This is a genomic window from Mesorhizobium newzealandense (assembly GCF_042682145.1).
Taxonomy (GTDB): Bacteria; Pseudomonadota; Alphaproteobacteria; order Rhizobiales; family Rhizobiaceae; genus Mesorhizobium; species Mesorhizobium newzealandense.
Window position 1 is genome coordinate 575,834 of sequence record NZ_JBHUGZ010000001.1, and the last position, 20,089, is coordinate 595,922.

Annotated in this window: 21 protein-coding genes and 1 pseudogene; 8 read left to right on the forward strand and 14 right to left on the reverse strand. The window is 62.3% G+C overall.

The window, feature by feature from the left end; all coding sequences use genetic code 11:
* Positions 1 to 287: 287 nt before the first annotated feature.
* The 3 genes from ACFSOZ_RS02485 to uxuA all read right to left on the reverse strand — a co-directional run bounded on the left by ACFSOZ_RS02485 (position 288) and on the right by uxuA (position 3,251).
* A complete protein-coding gene (locus ACFSOZ_RS02485; RefSeq protein ID WP_379093222.1) occupies positions 288 to 1,304 on the reverse strand; it encodes an isopenicillin N synthase family dioxygenase in 1,017 nt (338 codons plus the stop codon).
* 317 nt (positions 1,305 to 1,621) lie between these two features.
* Complete coding sequence (locus ACFSOZ_RS02490) at positions 1,622 to 1,966, reverse strand: TOBE domain-containing protein (RefSeq protein WP_379093225.1); 345 nt, start codon at positions 1,964 to 1,966, stop codon at positions 1,622 to 1,624.
* Between the two features lie 100 nt (positions 1,967 to 2,066).
* Complete coding sequence (uxuA, locus tag ACFSOZ_RS02495; RefSeq protein ID WP_379093228.1) at positions 2,067 to 3,251, reverse strand: mannonate dehydratase; 1,185 nt, start codon at positions 3,249 to 3,251, stop codon at positions 2,067 to 2,069.
* A gap of 190 nt (positions 3,252 to 3,441) precedes the next feature.
* Here uxuA and ACFSOZ_RS02500 point away from each other — a divergent pair, with 190 nt between their 5' ends.
* Both ACFSOZ_RS02500 and ACFSOZ_RS02505 read left to right on the forward strand, forming a co-directional pair.
* Positions 3,442 to 4,176: a FadR/GntR family transcriptional regulator gene (locus ACFSOZ_RS02500; protein WP_379093231.1), complete on the forward strand. Its 735-nt coding sequence runs from the start codon at positions 3,442 to 3,444 to the stop codon at positions 4,174 to 4,176.
* A gap of 13 nt (positions 4,177 to 4,189) precedes the next feature.
* Positions 4,190 to 4,975 carry an SDR family NAD(P)-dependent oxidoreductase gene (locus ACFSOZ_RS02505; RefSeq protein ID WP_379093234.1) on the forward strand — a complete coding sequence of 262 codons (786 nt, stop codon included), beginning with the start codon at positions 4,190 to 4,192 and terminating at the stop codon, positions 4,973 to 4,975.
* A 560-nt stretch (positions 4,976 to 5,535) separates the two neighbouring features.
* On the opposite strand, the gene ACFSOZ_RS02510 is transcribed toward ACFSOZ_RS02505, so the two are convergent.
* Positions 5,536 to 6,798, reverse strand: coding sequence for a DUF763 domain-containing protein (locus ACFSOZ_RS02510; RefSeq protein WP_379093237.1), 1,263 nt, complete (start codon positions 6,796 to 6,798; stop codon positions 5,536 to 5,538).
* A 50-nt stretch (positions 6,799 to 6,848) separates the two neighbouring features.
* Entirely contained in the window at positions 6,849 to 7,082 is a 234-nt protein-coding gene (locus ACFSOZ_RS02515) for a hypothetical protein (RefSeq protein ID WP_379093240.1), read from the reverse strand.
* Positions 7,083 to 7,257: 175 nt separating this feature from the next.
* On the opposite strand from ACFSOZ_RS02515, the gene ACFSOZ_RS02520 reads away from it, so the two are divergent.
* The 4 genes and pseudogenes from ACFSOZ_RS02520 (at position 7,258) to ACFSOZ_RS02535 (ending at position 9,662) form a co-directional block, all read left to right on the forward strand.
* On the forward strand, positions 7,258 to 7,449 hold the full coding sequence (locus ACFSOZ_RS02520) for a hypothetical protein (RefSeq protein WP_379093243.1): 192 nt from the start codon (positions 7,258 to 7,260) through the stop codon (positions 7,447 to 7,449).
* Positions 7,450 to 7,628: 179 nt separating this feature from the next.
* A complete protein-coding gene (ku, locus tag ACFSOZ_RS02525) occupies positions 7,629 to 8,465 on the forward strand; it encodes a non-homologous end joining protein Ku (RefSeq protein WP_465264450.1) in 837 nt (278 codons plus the stop codon).
* A gap of 100 nt (positions 8,466 to 8,565) precedes the next feature.
* Positions 8,566 to 9,320: pseudogene (locus ACFSOZ_RS02530) on the forward strand (IS5 family transposase).
* Between the two features lie 42 nt (positions 9,321 to 9,362).
* Positions 9,363 to 9,662: a helix-turn-helix domain-containing protein gene (locus ACFSOZ_RS02535; protein WP_379093246.1), complete on the forward strand. Its 300-nt coding sequence runs from the start codon at positions 9,363 to 9,365 to the stop codon at positions 9,660 to 9,662.
* 72 nt (positions 9,663 to 9,734) lie between these two features.
* Here the strand turns inward: ACFSOZ_RS02535 and ACFSOZ_RS02540 are convergent, their stop codons facing one another.
* Entirely contained in the window at positions 9,735 to 9,971 is a 237-nt protein-coding gene (locus ACFSOZ_RS02540; RefSeq protein ID WP_379093249.1) for a hypothetical protein, read from the reverse strand.
* 121 nt (positions 9,972 to 10,092) lie between these two features.
* Here ACFSOZ_RS02540 and ACFSOZ_RS02545 point away from each other — a divergent pair, with 121 nt between their 5' ends.
* Positions 10,093 to 10,272: a hypothetical protein gene (locus ACFSOZ_RS02545; RefSeq protein WP_379093252.1), complete on the forward strand. Its 180-nt coding sequence runs from the start codon at positions 10,093 to 10,095 to the stop codon at positions 10,270 to 10,272.
* Positions 10,273 to 10,678: 406 nt separating this feature from the next.
* A complete protein-coding gene (locus ACFSOZ_RS02550) occupies positions 10,679 to 11,425 on the forward strand; it encodes an SDR family NAD(P)-dependent oxidoreductase (RefSeq protein WP_379093255.1) in 747 nt (248 codons plus the stop codon).
* A 72-nt stretch (positions 11,426 to 11,497) separates the two neighbouring features.
* Here the strand turns inward: ACFSOZ_RS02550 and ACFSOZ_RS02555 are convergent, their stop codons facing one another.
* The 8 genes from ACFSOZ_RS02555 to ACFSOZ_RS02590 form a co-directional block, all read right to left on the reverse strand.
* Positions 11,498 to 12,337, reverse strand: coding sequence for a sulfite exporter TauE/SafE family protein (locus tag ACFSOZ_RS02555; RefSeq protein ID WP_379093259.1), 840 nt, complete (start codon positions 12,335 to 12,337; stop codon positions 11,498 to 11,500).
* 128 nt (positions 12,338 to 12,465) lie between these two features.
* Positions 12,466 to 13,212 (reverse strand): pyridoxal 4-dehydrogenase, SDR-type, encoded by a 747-nt coding sequence (pldH, locus tag ACFSOZ_RS02560; protein WP_379093262.1) that lies wholly within the window; start codon positions 13,210 to 13,212, stop codon positions 12,466 to 12,468.
* A gap of 38 nt (positions 13,213 to 13,250) precedes the next feature.
* On the reverse strand, positions 13,251 to 14,429 hold the full coding sequence (gene ppaT / locus ACFSOZ_RS02565) for a pyridoxamine--pyruvate transaminase (protein ID WP_379093265.1): 1,179 nt from the start codon (positions 14,427 to 14,429) through the stop codon (positions 13,251 to 13,253).
* A 25-nt stretch (positions 14,430 to 14,454) separates the two neighbouring features.
* Positions 14,455 to 15,261, reverse strand: coding sequence for a 4-pyridoxolactonase (gene pldA / locus ACFSOZ_RS02570; protein ID WP_379093268.1), 807 nt, complete (start codon positions 15,259 to 15,261; stop codon positions 14,455 to 14,457).
* 45 nt (positions 15,262 to 15,306) lie between these two features.
* Positions 15,307 to 16,242, reverse strand: coding sequence for a putative B6 ABC transporter permease subunit 1 (locus ACFSOZ_RS02575; protein WP_379093271.1), 936 nt, complete (start codon positions 16,240 to 16,242; stop codon positions 15,307 to 15,309).
* Positions 16,243 to 16,245: 3 nt separating this feature from the next.
* Positions 16,246 to 17,343, reverse strand: coding sequence for a putative B6 ABC transporter permease subunit 2 (locus ACFSOZ_RS02580; protein ID WP_379093274.1), 1,098 nt, complete (start codon positions 17,341 to 17,343; stop codon positions 16,246 to 16,248).
* Positions 17,340 to 18,908, reverse strand: coding sequence for a putative B6 ABC transporter ATP-binding protein (locus ACFSOZ_RS02585; RefSeq protein ID WP_379093277.1), 1,569 nt, complete (start codon positions 18,906 to 18,908; stop codon positions 17,340 to 17,342). The genes ACFSOZ_RS02580 and ACFSOZ_RS02585 overlap by 4 nt, the downstream gene beginning before the upstream one ends.
* 76 nt (positions 18,909 to 18,984) lie before the next feature.
* Positions 18,985 to 20,013 (reverse strand): putative B6 ABC transporter substrate-binding protein, encoded by a 1,029-nt coding sequence (locus ACFSOZ_RS02590; RefSeq protein ID WP_379093281.1) that lies wholly within the window; start codon positions 20,011 to 20,013, stop codon positions 18,985 to 18,987.
* Between the last annotated feature and the right edge of the window lie 76 nt (positions 20,014 to 20,089).

Consider the following 20,089-nt stretch of genomic DNA (forward strand, 5'->3'; position numbering starts at 1 on the left):
GGTACTCTGTTGCGCCGCACCCGGCTTTTGCAGCATTTCCGTTTTGCGCCACCCTGGACCGCAGCACATTTGCGCCACCCTGGACCGCAGCACAAAAAATGGCCGGGCTCGAATGCGGCCCGGCCAAAAGAAGGTTAAAACCTTCAGAGGGGAACACCGCTCAGCGGAATGGGAGGAGACCGCCGAACGATTTTACCTGTTTGAGCCTATTTCAGAGCTTTGGCGACGAATGGCATTCCAAAGAATGCCCCGAACGGCGAAATTATGTTCAGCGCTTCCAACAAGCCTCATGGGCGCACCGCTCCGGTTTCAAGAAGATCGGCATAGTGGCGGCGCGCCACGTCGGGATGCGAACGCAGACGGCTTTTCAGGACGTTGGTGCCGACGTCGCGGAACAACGGGTTGTCGGGATCGCTTGCCGGTCCGCGTGCCTCCGCCGCCAGTTCCTCGGGCAAAGTCAAAAGCGGTATGGTCGCATCCAGCCGTGCGCTGAAGAAGAAGGGAACGGAAATCCGCTCGACGCCGGCGGGCGGCGTCACGACGCGGTGAACGGTGGCGCGCAGATACCCATTCGACGCCAGTTCAAGCAGTTCGCCGATGTTGACGACCAGCGTTCCGGGGATCGGATCCACATTGACCCAGCTTCCATCATATTCGACCTGCAGCCCCTTGTTGTCGTCCTGCAGCAGCGTCAGGAAGCCGCCATCCTTGTGCGCACCGACACCCTGGTCGCCATCCGTCGCGTCACGACCGGGATAACGCACGATCTTCATACGATGGTTGGGCGAGTCCCTGTAGATCGCGTCGAAGGCGTCCTCGGGCTGGTCAAGCGACAGCGCGAAGGCTTTCAGCAGCCGGATCGCCACCGCCGTGGCTCTGGTCTGCCATGCCAGCAGCGCCGGTTTGAGATCGGGCAATGCCGAGGGCCATTGGTTTGGCCCTTGCAGCCGCGTCCAGGCCGCAATTCCCGGCCCCTGCGGTATGGGCTGGCGCTCGACGCCGATGTCGAGTTGCTCACGCCAGTCGGCCGCGCCCTTGGTCAGTTCACCGCCGGCGCGCGTGTAGCCGCGAAACTGCGAGGACTTGACCATTTCGATCGCCAGCTTGTCGGCCTCCGGCAACGCGAAGAACCGGCGCGAGGCATCAAGCACGTCATCAATCTCCGAGGCGGAAATTCCGTGACCGCTGAGATAGAAGAAGCCGACGTCCCGGGCCGCCGCGCGCAGGTCCAGAAGAAAGGCGCGATGCTCGGACGCCCCTTGTTCGACACGGCTCAGATCGAGTACCGGCACAATTCTGGGCATGGTCAGGTTCCTTCTTTTCTCTGCCCGTGCCCAGAAGAAGTGGAAGCGATCACTGGCAAGCACTCCGGGCACGGATCGTGCATCCAAGATGACACGCAGGGCTCCCTGATCAAAGCAACGGACACTCCAATGTGAGCCGAATAGAGGAAAAGCCAGCGCTGCATATTATGGCTTGCAGGCAAATAATATCCTCAACGGTTATTCTAAAATCGGGAAGGTTTATACGGACTTCCGCATAAACTGGAGAGCTGGCCAGCTGACGTTGCAAGGAGTGGACAAACGACCCGCGGGCAACACGAGGCCCGCCGGATTGCTCCTCACGTCTGCAGAGAGCGGCCGCTCTCGGCATCGAACAGGTTCAACTTGGCAATATCGGGTTCGACAAAAAGCGTTTCTCCAGGACGGGCGCTGATCCTCTCGCGAAACACGGCGACCGCCGGTTCGCCACCGATCGTCAGATGAACCTGGGTCTCCGAACCCATCGGCTCGGCCACGCCAATCAATGCCGCAATCCCCTTGCCCGGCGCACAGACACTCAGATGCTCCGGCCGGAAGCCGTAGTGGACCTTCTTTCCATCCGCCACGCTGAAGGCTGAACCGACCGGCAACAGTGTTCCGTCGGTTGTTCGCACCGCCGGCGCGCCGTTGTCGCGTGCGACCACGCTGTTGAGAGCGCCGGCCGACGGTGCCAGGTTGCCGACCCAAGGCTTTGGACCGACGGAGCGCCTGGTCACGAATGCGATTGCGCGATCGTTTGGGGCTTCAAGCCAGACCGAACTTCTCCACGGCGCGCATGATGCCGCGCAGCTCGGCGAGGCCTTTCAGCCGGCCGATCAGCGAATAGCCGGGATTGATCCTGCTCTTGCCGATATCGTCGGCGAGCAGATGGCCGTGATCGGGGCGCATCGGAATGCGCCAGTCGGCGCGGCCTTCTTTGCTGCGGCGCGCCTCTTCCTGCATCAGAGCGAGGATGACATGCGCCATGTCGGTGCCGCCCTCGAGATGCTCGGCTTCGTAAAACGAGCCGTCTTCCTCGATGGTGATGTTGCGCAGATGGGCGAAATGGATGCGGTCGGCGAACTCCTTGACCATGGCGACAATGTCGTTGTCGGCGCGTGTGCCGTAGGAGCCGGTGCAGAAGGTCAGGCCATTGGCCGGGCTGTCGACGGCGTTGAGGATGAACCGCGCATCCTCGGCGGTCGAAACGATGCGCGGCAGACCATAGAGCGAGAAGGGCGGATCATCAGGATGGATGCACATGCGCACCCCTTCCTGCTCGGCCACCGGAATGATCTCGCGCAGGAACCAGGCAAGGTTGTCGCGCAATTCCTTCGGCCCGATCGCATCGTAGTCCGCTAGCGCCTCGCGAAAACTGTCGCGGTCGTAGCTGCGCTCGGTCGCCGGCAGGCCGGCGATCAAATTGCGCTCGATCCTGTCGATCTTCTCGGCGCTCAACTCCCTCAGTCGCGTTTCCGCCTCGGCGATACGCGCTGCACTGTAACCGGCCTCGGCATTCCGGCGCTTCAGCACGAACAGGTCGTAGGCGGCGAAATCGATCGCATCGAAACGCAAGGCATAACCCGTCGTCGGCAGGCGGTAGGCCAGATCCGTGCGGGTCCAGTCGACCACGGGCATGAAATTGTAGCAGACCGTGGTGATGCCGGCCTTGGCGAGCGCGCGGATCGTCTCCTTGTACCAGCCGACATAACGGAGCCTTTCCGCGGTGCCGATCTTGATCGAGTTGTGGACGGGAATGCTCTCGACGACCGACCAGGTCAGCCCTGCCGCCTCGATGATCCGCTTGCGCTCCAGAATGCTCTCGAGCGGCCAGGCGCGCCCGTCATAGATGTCGTGCAGGGCCGACACGATACCCGTCGCGCCCGCCTGCCTGACATGATCAAGCGTTACCGGGTCGTCGGGTCCATACCAGCGCCAGCACTGTTCCATTGCCGCTTTCCTTCTGTGAGAGAAAGGCAACTTATTGTTGGACCATAACGAGAGTCAAACTAAAAATCTGAGCTGATTTCAAGTGCTCCTTCCCCGAACTTCCATTGAAACCCGGAGGCCGTAAGCCAAAATCAATTGTTTTTCTTAAATCCTGCGCTATCTTGGTCCAACAATTAAGGAAGCCAAGATATTGGAACACTCTCAGGTTGCGCGCGAGAACGCCGCCGCGCGGCGCGTCAGTGGCCGGTCGGCGGTCGACACGACGGCTGGGCGGATTCTTGACCTGATCCGCGTGCGGCAGCTGAATGTCGGCGACGTGCTGCCGACCGAGCGGGAGCTCAGCGAACTCACCGGCGCCAGCCGCAACACCGTGCGCGAAGCGTTACGCACCATCCGCACCTACGGGCTTATCGACCCAAAACCACGCGTCGGCGCCGTCCTGGCCAACGGGCAGAGCATCGCCATCCAGAATTTTTTCGCCGCGCACATGGACATCTCGCGCTCGTCCTTCGCCGACATACAGGGCTACCGGCGCATCATCGAGGTCGGTATCGGCGACCATATCGTGCTCCATGCCTCGAACGAACAGCTCGACGCGCTCGACGAGATCAACGCCCGGATCGTCGGCAGCCAGTCGGCCGAAGAGGCCGCCGAAAACGATTTCAATTTCCACATGGCGCTGATCAGGCTGGCGGACAATCGCATGCTGACGGACATGTATTCCTTCCTTTCGCCGGTGATCCTGCGGATCATGACCATCGGCAAGGAAAGACGCCCGATCCTGGCCGATACGAGGGCAGCACATGGCGAGATCATTGCTGCGTTGCGCGCGCGCGACAGGCTGGCCTACGCCTATCTGATCAGCCGCCATCTCGACTTCGGCTTGCGCTTCCTGCCGGAAGAGCCGGCTTCCGACCGCCAATGATGGAGTTCCCACAATGAAGGATTTCGACGGCAAGGTCGCCTTGGTGACCGGCACAACCGGGATCGGCCTGGCGACAGCCAGACGCCTTGCGGCAGGTGGTGGGGCGATCATCGCCTGCGGCATCGATCGCGCCGCCAATGCGGCGCTGAAGGTGGAACTGGAAGGCTCTGGAGCAGGCGTGCTGGTCATAGACGCCGACGTCTCCGTGCCGGATCAGGTTCGTGACGCGGTCGCCGCCGGCGTCGAACGGTTCGGTGGCCTCGATATCATCGTCAATTCCGCGGCGGTCCATCCGTACGGAACCGCAACCAGCACCGACTTCGAGACCTGGAACAGGGCGATGTCGGTCAACGTCGGCTCAATCTACCTGACAGCGCATTTCGGCATTCCGGAAATGATCCGCCGGGGTGGCGGCGCCATCGTCAACGTGGCTTCGGTACAGGGTCACGCGTGCCAGCAGAATGTCGCCGCCTATGCGACGACCAAGGGCGCGATCCACACGCTGACACGCTCGCTGGCGCTCGACTACGCACGTCAGGGAATCCGCGTGAATTCGGTCAGCCCGGGCTCGGTCCGCACCCCGATCCTGGAAAAGGCGGCACGCGGCGAGAATGGCACCGATGCCGATGTCGAGGCGGCCTACAAGCGCTTCGGCGAAGCGCACCCTATCGGGCGCATCGGGGAGCCGGAAGAGGTGGCGGAACTCATCGCTTTCCTGTGCTCGGCGAAAGCCGGGTTCTGCACCGGCGCGGACTACAGAATAGATGGCGGCCTGACCGCCGGCATCGGTGTGAAATAGCATCTCCGATACGACCGACTACGGCGCGGCCAACACCAAGTGGTTCGGCGATTTCTTCAAGGCTGCCAGGCGGCGAGATCGTTTCCTCGGATAGGGATTGGCGGGCGCTGCGGCTGGGGTCACCGTAGCTCGCCCCGTTGGAGCAGCGGCTGGCGTCCCGAGCACGGGGAATGGCATTCTCGATGAGCTGGACAAGCCGCAGGGTGAACTTGTGGAGCCGAGTCCTGACACCCAGAATAGCGTCGAACCCGTGCAGTACCGTCGATGGAGGCGGCGGCGTGGATGGCGAGTGGTTTGCCGTCGCCATTGGCGTCGAGGCCGCTGGCATCGGAGATGTTTCCGCCAATCCTACTGGATCCGCTACTATTGAAATCCTGCAAACGCGAAGGCTCCGGCATTTTGTTGGAGCCTTCGTTGCGAGGTCTCGCAGACGACAGACGTTTCCCCGAACCAATCCAAGCACCTGCTTCGGGACCAATGCGGCAACAAGAAAAAAGGCCGTATAGAGCAAAGAATTTCAAAGCCGAGGGATGCCGAGGGATAGAGGCCTTCGGCCCGGTTCAGTCCTTGTTGCCGGCTCGAACCGGTTGCGCTTCCGGCGGCGGTTCCCATCCAAAAACACTGCGGCCGCCCAGCATGTGCGACTGGTCGAATTCCCCTGCCACGATTTCCTTCAGGCTGGGACCGGTGGCATAGCGCTCGACCTGGCGCGACTGGTCGTCCAGCCGTCTCAATGCATCGATTTCCTCGGTGCGGCCGAGCTTTGCCTTGTGAACGGCCGATTTCAGCACGCCGATCGTCTCGTCATAGACTTTCAGCGGCACAGGGAATGGGTGTCTATCCTTGCCGCCATGCGCCAGCGAGAACCGGCCGGGGTCCGAGAACCGGCATGGCGCCCCATGCACGACCTCGGCCACCATCGCCAGCGCACGCACGGTGCGGGCACCGACGCCGGGCACCATGAGCAGCTCCGAGAAATCGGCGGGCCCGCGTTCGGCGGCGGCAGCGATATTGCCATGCAGGCGGCGCATGACGACGTCGCTCTCGCGGACGTCATGATGGGCCGGCATGATGAGATACGGCAGCAGCGGCTGCGCGGGAGCGGGTGGAGAGCCATGCTCCAGCAAAGCAAACTCTTTCACGATGCGATCGGGTCCCAGATCCCGCAGCAGGTCGAGCTGGCCGTGACGCGAAGCACCGGCGCGCCGGTCAGTGAGGTTGACGATCTCGCCCTGATTTGCGCCTTCGATCGCGGCATGCGGCTGGTCGACAAAGCTCGTCAGCCCCTCGGACAGCCAATGGTAGCGACGCGCTACCTTGCTGTCGCCGTTCATGCCTTGTTGCACCACGACCCAGTCGCCATCGTCGGTAACGATGAAGCCGTGAAGGTAGAGATCGAAGCCGTCCTGGACGGCGGCACTATCGACCTTGGCGACCAGTCTGCTGGCCTTGGCCAGGACGGTTCCGTCGAACCCGACACGCTCGCCGATCAATGCCAGTTCGTGCGGGGTCTTGCGCGAATGCGCGCCACGCCCACCGCAGACATGAATACCGAGTTCGCCGGAGAGCGGGGACAGGCCACGTTTGAGGGCGCCGACGACGCTTGTCGTGATGCCGGAGGAATGCCAGTCCATTCCCATGACCGCGCCGAAAGACTGGAACCAGAACGGGTGTGCCAGGCGGCGCAGCAATTCGGTTCGGCCATAGTGATGGATGATCGCCTCGCACATTACCGCGCCAAGGCGGGTCATGCGGTCACCGAGCCATTTGGGCACGCGACCGCCATGCAGTGGGAGATCAGCACTTCCCGATCGTTGCGCCAAGTTGTGCCGCCCGCGTTGCTCGTTGCGTAGAGATAGGTGTTGCGGCCCTGTCAGGAAAGCCTGCTGTCGCCCTTGGCCGGGCGAACATCAAGCAGCAGCGCGAGATGTCTGGCCGCGGCGCTTTCGATGAAGAGCTCTTCCAATTGATGATCGGACAAACTTGTAGCGGTTCGCTTGCGAACCTCATCGATGCCGCCGCGAACGGATATCGGGACGGAATGTGCCTGATCGTCAAGGTAGGCACCGATCGCCAACACCGCATCGGCATCGACATTGCGTGGCAATGGCCGCATCGACCCTTCCTCCCCGGCACAGTTTCCCTGAAGGCAAAGTCCGAGTCGAGATCGATCTCGTTGATGTACGATTTCGTACATTGATCGCGTCTCATCGTATCGATCGGAACAATTCAGCCATCAGGCGATTTAAGAGCCCTGGAAAATCTCTCGTCTGGAGGCTTGAATGGTGAAACGGAGAATGCGCGACCCGTATCAGCTGCGCGCGCAGGCTGACCGGATTTCCAAGGAGATCATCGACATCGAGCGCTCAGCCCGAGAAGCAAAGACCGCAAAGCTCAGGGCCCAGCGCGAGGCCCAACAGCAGGTATCTGCTCGGACAAAGCCCGACAGGGTCGGCAGAGGCGACGCCGAATAGACCTGTCACGAAGATCCGCCAACGGATCGCACCATGGCGGGCCCGTCGGACTTTTGCTGATCCCGACCGCAGCCGAAACCGGATGGGGTCTGCTGCCCGGGCCAGAACGAGAATGGCAGCCAAGCCAATACCGGAGGAACGATTTGAACGGAAACTCGTTTGCCCTGACTGGAAACGGGATGAGCAAAATGGTCGCGCCGCGTGCTGCCTGGAAGGGTTTTTTGAAGGTCGGTTCGGTTTCCTGCGGCGTGAAGATCGTCGGCGCCACCAGCGAGGCGTCGAAGGTTCATTTCAGGATATTGAACCGCAAGGACGGGCTCCCGGTCAAAAGCGTCTACGCCGATGAGGAGACCGGAAAGCTGGTCGACGTGGAAGACCAGGTGAAGGGCTTCGAGGTCGAAAAGGATGAGTTCCTCCAGATCGAGCCCGACGACATCAAGGCGCTCAAGCTGACGTCGAAGCATACGCTTGAGGTCGGCGAATTCGTATCGCTTGACGAGATCGACACGCGCTATCTCGAGAAACCTTACTACCTGATCCCGGCCGATGGCGCTGCACTCGAGGCCTACGGCGTGATCCGCGATGCCATGAAGAACAAGGGCGTCGCCGCGCGATCCTGCGTCGTGCTTTATCAGCGGGGCCGCGAGGTTCTGATCCAGCCCTATGGCAAAGGCATGGTGATGACCGAGCTGCGAAACCACAATGAAATGGTCTCGCAAGACAGCGTGTTCGACGGCTTGAAGACGCAGAAATATGATCCCGAGCTGCTCGAAATCGCCGGCATGCTCATCGACAAGAAGGTGACGACGTTCGATCCTTCGAAGTTCGAGGACACCTACGAAGATGCGCTGATTGCCATGATCGATGCCAAGCGCAAGGGCAAGCAGCCACCGAAGCCGGCGCCGAAGCCGAAAGAGAACGTCATCAACTTGGCCGAGGTGCTGAAAAAGAGCCTCAGACAGGAAGGGTTGGGGACGCCTGAAAAGAGCGCCCCGCCGAAACGCAAGACGGCCTAGCACCAAGACAGCCTAGCACTAGGACCAATCGACATTCAGGATTCAAATTTGCGTTGATGCATGATTCATAGGCTTCCAGATTCGGTCTGGAGAGCGATGGATGGCACGGCGATATGAACTGAGCAGCGAGCAATGGCAGCGTATTGAAGGTCTGTTGCCTGGCAAGGCTGGTGATCCCGGGCGCAGCGGTCGGGACAATCGCCTCTTTGTAAACGGCGTGCTTTGGGTTCTGCGCTCCGGAGCGCACTGGCACGACGTTCCCGAGCGCTACGGCAAGTGGAAGACGCTGCATCAGCGCTTCAGCCGCTGGTCAAAAGCCGGAGTTTGGGATCGCGTGTTCGCCGATCTGATCGATGATCCGGACAACGACTACGTGATGCTCGACAGCACACTGGTCCGGGCTCATCAGCAGGCAGCGACAGGAAAAGGGGGGACCAAAACCAGGCTTTGGGGCGCTCCCGAGGAGGATTGACTACCAAGATCCATATGGCGGTGGACGGTCGAGGGCGCCCGCTGCGACTGATCCTGACGCCTGGCCAGCGGGGCGATGTTACCCAAGCGCCCGCCTTGCTCGAAGGGCTCGAGGCCAAACGTGTCCTCGCCGACAAGGCCTATGACAGCAACGCCCTGCGCGCCATCGTCGCCGGGATGGGAGCCGAGGCTGTCATCCCCTGCAATCCGACCCGCAGGAAGCTGATCCCCTACGACTTCGAAGCATACAAAATGCGCAACCTAATCGAACGGTGCTTCAACAAACTCAAGCACTTCAGACACATAGCCACACGCTACGACCGACGCGCCATCCATTTCCTCAGCTTCATCCAACTCGCTTGCGCAATGTTATGGATGCGATGAATGTCGATTCAGCCTAGGACGTGCCCGATCCAGGAGAGATTTGTGAGCAGACTGACTCCGGAGCAATGCCGTGCAGCACGCGGCCTGTTGGATTGGCCGCAGGCCAGGCTTGGTGCAAAATCGAATGTGAGCGAGGGAACGGTTCGGGATTTCGAAAATGGAAAGCGTGTTCCAGCCGCGGACAAGCTCGTCGCGATCCTGTCGGCGCTCGAACTGGCGGGCGTCGCCTTTCTGGACGAGACAGCCCATGGCGGACCCGGCGTCCGGCTCAGGAGGTCGACGACGTCGCGTACGCGTGTTCGAGACGGCGAAGCCGGAATTATCGAGAGCAGCGAAATGTAATGTGCCGCCCTTGGCGTGCCGGACTACGCGAACCGCCACTACGAAGGCTGGCGCCGTCATCAGGCGCAGGAATTAATCGACAGGATAGGGAACGGTGACCCGGCGCCTGATCAGTTCGATGACATTTCGCGGATGAGTTCGTCGAGCGCCAATGTCGTCCAATGCCGCCATCTCGAGCGGATCCGTGCTCTGCCTCAATGTCCTGAGGTGCGGCGTTCCGTCCGGGCCGACAGGCGCGTAGCTCGCGACCAGGATGTCGCGATATTGCTGCAGCAAGACGACCGCACGCTCGATAAGTTCCTGTTTCATCGATACGAGACTATCAAATCGGTGCACTCGATGTGGATTTGTTTTTCCCGCACCATCCGTCCGCGGCCGGGAACGCCGGCTCTCCCAGACGGTTATTGGCAAAAGAGAGGAGCGGACCAACATGGTGAAAAACGTCGAGCAGGCACTGGAGGACACGATCCTTGCAATTCGGATTCTTCGAAAATCCATCGCCGACCATGGGCATTCCGAGGCGATGATCAATTTCGACCGGCTGATGGCGGCAGCTGTTGGCGAAGCCGAGGAACAACTGACCAAGCTGCAGGACTCCGGATTGTCTTGAACGTCGACGCGCGACTGGAAGGCTTTCTAGGCAGGCGTCCGCGCTGCCTTCGCTGCCAATCCCGGAACCCAGATCGGCTGGTTTCCCGAGCCGCTCAGCATCGCGCCGATCCTGGTCTCGGTAACGGGGCAAGGCAACTCGTCGCCGACGGTGGGGGAGTCCTTCTCGCTGACGTTCCGCCAGAGCGTGACGTTCCAGATTCACCTAATACATTTACGGAATTGCTCTCGCCGACACCATTGACGCTGGGCTCGGCTGCCTGAAGATGTCGGTACTGTCCGCCCGCACAAAGCAAGCGTCAGGCCGCAACGCCAGACGACGGGTTTCAGCAGTGCCCGATCGGCGATTTCCATGCCGAAACCAGTCGTGCCGCCGTGTGGCTGCATATCGCCAAGGATTGAACGGAATGAACAAAATCGATCTTGAAGGACAGGTCGCCGTCGTTACCGGCGGAGCGCAAGGACTGGGCCTGGCCTTTGCCAGGCGGATGGTCGCATCGGGCGCAAGGGTGAGCCTGTGGGACATGAACGAGGCAGGGCTGGAGGTGGCGGTTGCCGGCCTCGGCGATGCAGCCAGGGGAGTGCTGGTCGACATCACCGATGCCGAGGCGGTGCTTGCGGCGCACGCCCGCACCGAAAACGAGAGTGGGGCCGTCTCGATCATGGTCAATTCGGCGGGGATAGCCGGGCCCAACCATACGCTCGATGAGTATCCGCTCGACGCCTGGCGGCGCGTCATCGATATCAACCTCAACGGAACCTTCCACGTCAACCGCGCTGTCGTGCCTGCCATGAAGGCGCGGAACTACGGCCGCATTGTCAACATCGCCTCGATCGCCGGCAAAGAAGGCAATCCCAACGCTTCGGCCTACTCGGCTTCCAAGGCAGGCGTCATCGGGCTGACCAAGTCGCTGGGCAAGGAGCTTGCCGGCTACGACATAGCGGTCAATTGCATCACGCCGGCCGCGGCGCGCACGCCGATCTTCGACCAGATGAAACAGGAGCATATCGACTACATGCTGGCCAAGATCCCGCGCGCGCGGTTCCTGGAAGTCGACGAGGCGGCAAACATGGTCGCCTGGCTGGTCTCGAAGGAAAACAGCTTCACCACCGCTTCGGTGTTCGATCTCTCCGGCGGCCGCGCCACCTACTGATCCCAAACCACGAGAATTCGCGAAACACGGGCCAGGCTCACAGCAGGTTCAGGGGCGAACGCGACCCGGGATTCAGGAGAGCAACATTCTCCCTGCGGTGATCGCCAGGAAGAACGCAAAGGCAAGTTTCAGGTAGCGCGGGTTGAGCGCGTGGGCGAGCCTTGCGCCCAAGGGTGCGAACAGAAAGCTTATGGGCGCTATGATGGCAACGGCCGGCAGGCTGACGTAACCCAGACTAAGCGGAGGCCTGCCAGCAACCTCGAGACCCGACCAGATGAAGCCGGCCACCGCCGGAAGCGCGATCAGCAGGCCAAGTGCCGACGACGTGCCGACGGCCCGATGGACCGGAAAGGAAAAGCTGGAAAGCGTCGGTACCGAGAGCGTGCCGCCGCCAATTCCCATGAGCGAAGAGACAAAGCCGATGACAGCGGCTATCGCACGGTTGATCCAGCCGCTTTGCGGCAGTTGATCGGAGATCACAAGGTTCTTCGGCATCGCCATGTTGACGGCCACCAGCAGGCCAACGACGCCGAAAACCAGCCGCAGGCCGGCGCCGGGAATGAATTTCGACATGATGCCGCCGATGAGGGCACTGGCGAAAATGGCCGGTCCCCAGAGACTGAGCAGGGGCCGATCGACATTGCCGCGCTTGTTGTGCGACCGCATCGATGAGATCGAGGTGGGAATAATCACCGCAAGCGACGTCGCGACCGCCAGATGGCTGGTCACATCAGGCGAAAAGTGAAACAGCGCAAGCACCCAGAACAGCACCGGGACGATGACGATTCCACCGCCGACCCCTAGCAGGCCGGCCAGCACACCGGACGCCACGCCGGTGATGGCCAGACCGGCGACCAGCATTGCAACCGTCAGCCCGTCGAACATCGACGTGTCGAATCCGAAGTTCACCATGATTTCCCCTTGAATGACCGTCCATGACGCCGCCTGGCGGGCACTTTTGGCCGCACCCGTCCGCTGTTGCGACCCGGTGCAGGTCGCCCAAAGTGTGCAGTGGTTTTGAGTACGCGCCGCGCTTTAGACTAGTGGCGCACCATCCCGGCGTCGACATTGAGCGTCTGGCCGGTGATCCAGCGCGCATCGTCCGAGGCCAGGAACGAAACCACATCGGCGATATGTTCCGGCTGCCCCTTGCCTTTCATCGCCTGAAGCATCTCGACGAAGCCGAACGCCTCGTTATGCGGGCTCGCCTTGACGCCGTCGCTCTCGATCAGGCCAGGCGTTACCGCATTGGCGGTGATGTTGTATTTGCCGAGCTCCGTGGCCAGCGCCCTGGTGAAGCCGATGACGCCGCCCTTGGCAGCGACATAGGCCGCCATGTTCGGCGTTCCGGCAAAGAAGGTGTTGGATGCGATGCTGATCACGCGCCCGGCCTTGCCTGCCGCACGCATCTGGTCCGTGCCGGCGCGGCTGACGATGAAGGTACCTGTCAGGTTGACGTCGATGATCTTGCGCCAATGGTCGAGATCGACATCGTCCCAGGCGACGAACGGCACGATGCTGGCATTGTTGACCAGAATATCGATGCCCCCGGTGAGGGCCTGGATTTCAGCGAAGAGCGCCTTGACGGAGGCCGGATCGGAAATGTCGGCGGCGATCGCCTTCGCCTTTCCGCCGATCGACGCCGCCGCCGCCCTGGCGCCTTCCGCGTTGATGTCGCTGACGATGACGGTCGCGCCGTCGGCGGCCAGCCGCACTGCGATCGCCTTGCCGATACCCTGCGCGGCGCCGGTAACCAGGGCCGTCTTTCCTGCAAGCCGTTCAGTCATGAAAATGCTCCCTCAATCCGTGATCTGGTGATGTCTGGTCAGGCGTCGGCGTCGATCACTGCCAGCGCAGCATCGATGCCTTTGCCAATCGCGAGATTCTGCCCTGCCGCGTTCATGGCGCCGCCAAGTGCCGTCAGCGCCGCGATCGCATAGATCGGCTGGGCGGTCGGGCCCATGTGGCCGACACGTGTCAGCTTCCCCAATGTTTCGCCGCGGCCCGACGAAAACACCACACCGTAGCGGGCGCGCGCGGCCTGGCGAAGCGCCTTCTCGTCGACGCCTTCGGGTGTGCGGACTGCGGTCGTGGTCGGCGACGCGATCTTGTCGCTGGCGGCCCAGATCGACAGGCCCATCGCGGCGACGCCCGCGCGCATGGCCTTGGCCGTGAGCGCGTGGCGCGCCCACACCGCCTCCGGTCCCTCATTGAGATAGAGGTCGAGCGCGACGTCGAGCCCGTTCATTTCAGAGACGGACGGCGTGAATGGAAACGGCTCGTTCCTCGACCATGCATTTTCCCAGTCGACGATGCTCAGCATCGATGCGCGCGGCGCCAGGGGATTTGCCTTCATCTTGGCCCAGGCCCGCTCGCTGACACCCATCATGGTGAGCCCGGGAGGCGCGCCCAGGCATTTGTTCGGGCCGGTGACATAGATATCGGCCTTGCAATCTTGCGGATGCGTCTTCATGCCGCCAAAGGATGAGACGGCGTCGACGATGAGATAACCGCCATGCGCTGAAACCAGCGCGCCAATGGCGTCGATCGGATTGATGGTGCCGGACGGCGTGTCGTGGTGACAGACGGAAACGACCGTGATCTCCGGATGCGCTTTCAGCATTGCCGCAACCGCCTGCGGGTCGATCGCCTCGTTGTAGGGCACCTCAATCTCGAGCAGACGTGGCGAATAGCGCTTCGCCCAATAGCCAAACCCCTTGCCGTAAACGCCGGAGGCAAGGTTGAGCACGACGTCGTCGGGCGCGATCAGCGAGGCCGCGGCAGCCTCCAGGCCAAGCACCGGCTCGCCATGCAGAATGACCGGCCTGTTCGACAGCCGCATCGCCTTCTGCGCCTTGTCGATCACCTTCTCGTAAAAGAGCTGGAACGCCGGGTCGTAGTCGTAGAGCACCGTGCGACCGAGGCCGCGCAGCACATCGGGATAGGCGTTCACCGGTCCCGAGGTGAGTGTGATGACCGGTTCGGCATGGTCAAAATAGCGCATGGTCTTGTCTCCGCATTGGTGACGGTCAGCCGTAGAATTGCGTGCCGGTCCTGTAGGTCTTGAAGTTGTCCATGTCGTGCGAATACATCAGCTCGGCGCCATGGTCCTCGGCCAGCTTCTTCACCTTGCGCATCGAATTGACGCCCGCCACCGGATCGATGTGGAAGGCCGCCTGGCACAATGTTTCAAGGCTCTTCTGCGTATAGGCGGCATCGATCGTGAACATGATCGGCTTGCGCTTGGGGAACTCCACCAGGAGGCTGTAGTGGCCGATCGAGTGGCCAGGCGTCGAGATCAGCCTGACGCCCCTTGCAAGGTCGACGTCGCCATCGATGCCCTCGAAGGTCGAGTTGGCGCGCGTCGTGCCCTCCAGCAACTGCGCGGTCGCGCCGCGCGCCTCCGCCGCTTCCGCCGAGAAGCTCAGGTCGGAATAGCCGAGGTGTTCGAAAGGCTGCGGATTGCAGGCCTGCGGCACCTCACTGCGATGGCAGATCTTCTTGGCGTGCGGAAAGTACTTGTTGCCGCCGCAATGGTCGAAGTGGAAATGCGAATTGACGACGACGTCGATGTCCTTCGGTTCGAGGCCGAGCAGCGCCAGGGCGCCGGGGATGGTCTGGTGCTTTTCCTGGATCGGTTTTTCGAACGGCAGCACCTTCATCACGTGATCGTAGTCGTAGCCGGTGTCGATGAGAAAACGGCCCTCGGCATGCTCGATCAGAATCGAATAGACGGGGAAGCGCACTTCGCCGCCAGGGCCCCGGTTCCAGAACACGTGATATCCGTCGAGAACGAGCGAGCCTCCGTCGAGCAGGTAGACCTTGGTATCCGACATTCTTGCCTCCTGTTTGGCGCGGGTCCCGTCCGCGCTTGATTGTGATCAGCGCGCGCCGCGCTCGTATGGAATGCCGAGTGCTGCCGGCAGACTGGCGCGCCGGCCGAACAGCACCAGCATGATCATCACTGCCAGGAACGGCAGCATCTGGATGACGTCGGTCGGTATGTTGATGCCGGCCACCTGCATGGCTGTCGTCAGCGACAGGCAGACACCGAACAGCAACGCGCCGAACAGCACCCAGATCGGGCGACCGCGCGCCAGCATGGCCAGCACGATGCCGAGAAAGCCCGCGCCATTGGTGATGAAAGGAATGAACAGCCCGGCCCCGACATTGGCGAGATAGGCACCGCCAAGCCCGGCCAGCGCTCCGGTCGTCAACACGGCGATGGTGCGGGTTCGCACGACGTCGATGCCGGCGACATCGAGCGCGGCCGGCTTGTCGCCCGCAGCCTGCAGGTTGAGGCCCAGTTGCGTGCGCCGGTAGACGTAGCGCATGCCGAAAACCAGCGCGACCGCCAGATAGACGATCAGATGCTGTTTGAAGAACGCAGGGCCGATGACCGGAATATCGGAAAGCAGCGGAATGACCGTCGCGTCCGCCGCCGGCAGGCGCGGATAGCTGCGCGAGAACTGGAAATGGTGGAGCAGTGCCGTCAGACCTTCCAGTCCCAGGGTCAGCGCGATACCAATGACGATCTGGTTCAGCCCGATACGCACACAAAGCAGCGCCATCACAAGCGCCACCGCGGCGCCGCCGGCGGCACCGGTGAGAAAGCCTAGCCACAGCGACCCGGAATAGAAGGCGCCGACAAAGCCGAGATAGGCGCCGGCCAGCATCATGCCTTCGATGCCGATATTGAGCACGCCCGCCTTCTCGGACATCTGCTCGCCGAGCCCGGCAAGCAGCAGCGGGATCGCCGCGGTGACGGCGCCGAACAGGAGCGCGCTGAGAAAGACTTCGCTGAAGAGCCCGGTCATGCCCTAAGCCCTCCGCGACTGGTAGTAGCGGTGATCGAAATATTCGGCGAGCGCGAGCACGATCAGCACGATGGAAACCAGCACCAGCGTGAAATGATTGGGTACGCCGAGCCGCCGAGCCGCACTCTCGCCGCCGATCGAAAGCACCGAAAGCAGGAACACGAAACCGATGGCGGCAAAGCCGTTCATGCGGGCAAGAAACACCGCGGGAATTACGGCAAGCCCGTAGGCGGGATTCCAGTCGGCGCGGACATTGCCCTGGACGCCGATGATGTCGACGGCGCCGGCAAGGCCGGCCAGCCCGGCCGAAATGGCGAAGACGGCGATGGTCAGGGCGGGCACGCCGAGCCCCGAATGAATCGCCGCGCGCGGGTTGGCGCCGACGATCCTCAGCTTCAGCCCGAACGCCGTGCGCGTCATCACCAGATGCACGATGATGATCGCCGCCAGTCCAAACAGCAGGCCGCTGGTAATGGTTGTTTCGAACAGGCGCGGCAGCCGGTCTTCCACCGGCAGCGTGCGGGTCTGCGGCACGGTCGTGCCCGGATCGCGAAACACCAGCTTGACCAGCACATTTGCAAGCGACGTCCCGAGGAACGTCATCATCAGCGTGGTGATGATCTCGTTGACGCCCTGATAAGCACGCAGCAGGGCCGGCACCAGCGACCAGATCATTGCCACCACCATGGCAATGAGGAACGAGCAGATCAGCGCCAGCCATGATGGCATGATCTGAATGAACACGGGAGCGCTGGCCGCCGCCGTAACCGCGCCGAGCAGGAACTGGCCGTCGCCGCCGAGATTCCACATGCCCGCGCGAAAGGCCACGATCAGGCCAGCGGCAAGAAAAAGCAGCGGCGCCATGCGCGTCAACGTCTGCTGGATGCCGAGCGGCGAGAACAGGCCTTTCTCCAGCACGTAGCCATAATAGGCGAGCGGGTCGACACCGACGGCAAGCAGGATGCAGCCGGCTATGACGAGGGCGGCAAGGATCGGGCCGAGCGTCATCAGCAGCCGGTGCAGGATGTCGCGCCGCGTCGCCGCCCCGCTCGTGGCATCGAGCGCGGTAGCACTGACCGTGGGGGCGGTGTCGATGCTCATGCGGCAAGTCCGATCATCAGGCGACCGACCCTGGTGCGGGCATCGTCGGCGTTCGCGACGGTGCCGACCAGCGCGCCGTTGGCGATGACGGCGATGCGGTCGCACATGCTCAGCAATTCCTCGAGGTCGGTGGAGATCAGCAGCACGGCAAGGCCACGCGCGGCCGTGTCGCGGATGCGCTGGCGCGACGCCACCGTGTTGGCGAGATCGAGCCCATAGGTCGGCTTGTTGAAGATCACCACCTTGGCGCCTTCCGCCAGTTCTCGCGCCAGAAGCACCTTCTGGATGTTGCCGCCGGACAGCCGCGCGATGGGCGTCTTCAGGCTTGGCGTACGCACATCGTACTCGCGCACCAGCTGGGCGGCGCGCCTGTCGATCTCCGCGCGCTGCTCGACGCCGTTGCGCCACAACGGCGCCGCGCCGACCTGCTTAAGAAAGAAGTTGATCGAGACCGGGAAGGTTCCGACAGTGCCCTCGCCCAACCGGTCGTCGGTCAGGTAGCGCAGACCGCGCTGGCGGCGTTCGCCGACGCTCAGCGCCTCGATGGCAACGCCCTCCAGCCTCACCGAACCGCCAGTCGCCGCGCGCTGGCCGGCCAGTGCCTCCGCCAACTGCTTCTGGCCGTTGCCGTCGATGCCGGCTATGCCCAGGATCTCGCCAGGGCGGATGTCGAAGGAGATCGACGACAGGCCGGGCGCATTGTCCGTCGGCGCGACCGCCAGATCCGCGACCTGAAGCAGTGGAGCCGCTTCGGCGCGGACAGTGCGGACAGGACGTTCGACAGCTTCCGGATCATCCTTCTGCTTGCCGAACATCAGTTCCACGATCTCCGAGATGATCTCCTGTTCGCCCAGCGCGCGAAACCGCTCGGGCGGGATCTCGCCGACCTTGCGGCCGAGCTTCAGCACCGAGATACGGTCGCCGAAGGCTGCCGCCTCCTTGAGCTTGTGGGTGATGAAGACGATCGCCAGGCCCTGCTCGACGAGGCGACGCATCAGCGCGCCCAGTTCGTCGATGCCTTTCGGCGTCAGCATGGAGGTGGACTCGTCGAGAATGAGCAACCGGCTGTTGCGGACCATCGCGCGCAGGATTTCGACCTGTTGCTGTTCGCCAAGCGAAAGCTCCGACACCTTGGCATGCAGCTTCACCGTGATCCCGAGCGTGCTGGTGATATCGGCGACGCGCGCAGCCAGTTCCTCGGTCCTGGGCCGCTGCCACCAGGGCCCACCAAGCAACAGGTTCTCGGCCACGGTCAGCGTCGGCACCAACATCATGTGCTGGAAGACGGTGCCAATGCCGAGCGACAAGGCATGGCGCGGCGAGGTGATCGGGGTCGGTTTGCCGTCGACCAATATGCGCCCCTCGTCCGGCTGCTGCAGGCCAGACAGCATGCCGATCAACGTCGACTTTCCGGCGCCGTTCTCGCCGAGCAGCACATGCACCTCGCCTGGACGGATCGCCAGGTCGATGCCGTCATTGGCGACGATGCCGGGGAACCGTTTGGTCACGCCTTCGAGCGCGACGATGTCGCGCCCGACAACAGACGATGAAGAAAGACTGCTCATGAAAGCCCAGCACCAGAAAACGGGAATCGTCCGGAGGGGTGACTGATCACCCCTCCGGCAGCCGACCTTGATCGCCTTACTGGGCGACGCTAGTCATCAGCGCCCGGACGGCGGCCGCGTCATAGACCGGATCGACCTTGATCTTGCCGGAAATGACGTCTTCGCGCAGCGCCTGGATTTCGGCCCAGACATTGTCCGGGATCGCCGCGGTTTTCAGCAGCTTGACCGAGTCATCCTGGAGGCCGATCGTGTAGTGTTTGGTGCCGAACGTGTCGGCCTTCAGATCGGCAATCATCGCCGCATAGACCGGCTCGATGTTCCACACCACCGACGACAGCAGGAAGCCCTTGTCGATCGGCGATTTGTCGCCGATGACGTCGATGAAATAGACCTTTCCGCCATCGGCGGCCTTGGTCGTCTCGACCGCCTGCAGCATGCCGAAGCTTGAACCGTTGCCCTGGCCGAAGATGATGTCCGCGCCCGCCGCGATCACGCTTTCTGTGACGCGCTTACCGCCGGCCGCATCGCTATAGGCGGCGGGTCCGATCACCGCATAGGTGATCTTGACGTCCGGCTTCTCCGCCTTCACGCCTTGCGCGAACGCCGCCGACTGCGAATTCCACGATGGCGGTTCGCCCGACACCACGATGCCGACCGACTTGGAGCGCGACATCTTGGCGGCGAGGCGGCCTGCGAGATAGGCGCCCTGGTGACCGCTCAGCGTGTAGTCGGCGACGAGGCCCTTCTCCAGGCCGGTCGGCGTGTCGACGATCGCCACCGGAACCTTCAATTCCTTGGCGATCTCGGGAGCCGAGGTGTTGTACCCGCTGGCATGCGCGATCAGCAGGCTGGCGCCGTCGGACGCAAGTTCCCGCAATGTCGGACGAACGTCGCCATAGCCGAGGCCCTGGGCGACGACCACTTCGACGCCGGCGGCTTTGCCTGCCGCCTTGGCGGCGTCGATGCCTTGCTGGTTCCAGCCATAATCCGTGCCCTCTTCGGGCGTCAGAATAGCAATCGACTTGACCTCGGCGGCAAGCGCGCAGCCCATCAAGACGCCACTCAATATAGCTGCACTTACACTGCTCTTAAGAATCTTTAACATGTTACCCTCTCTGTTTGATCTACCAATCATTATTCTTATTGTTATTGCGCGAAAGCGAGTTAGACTGCATAGGCAA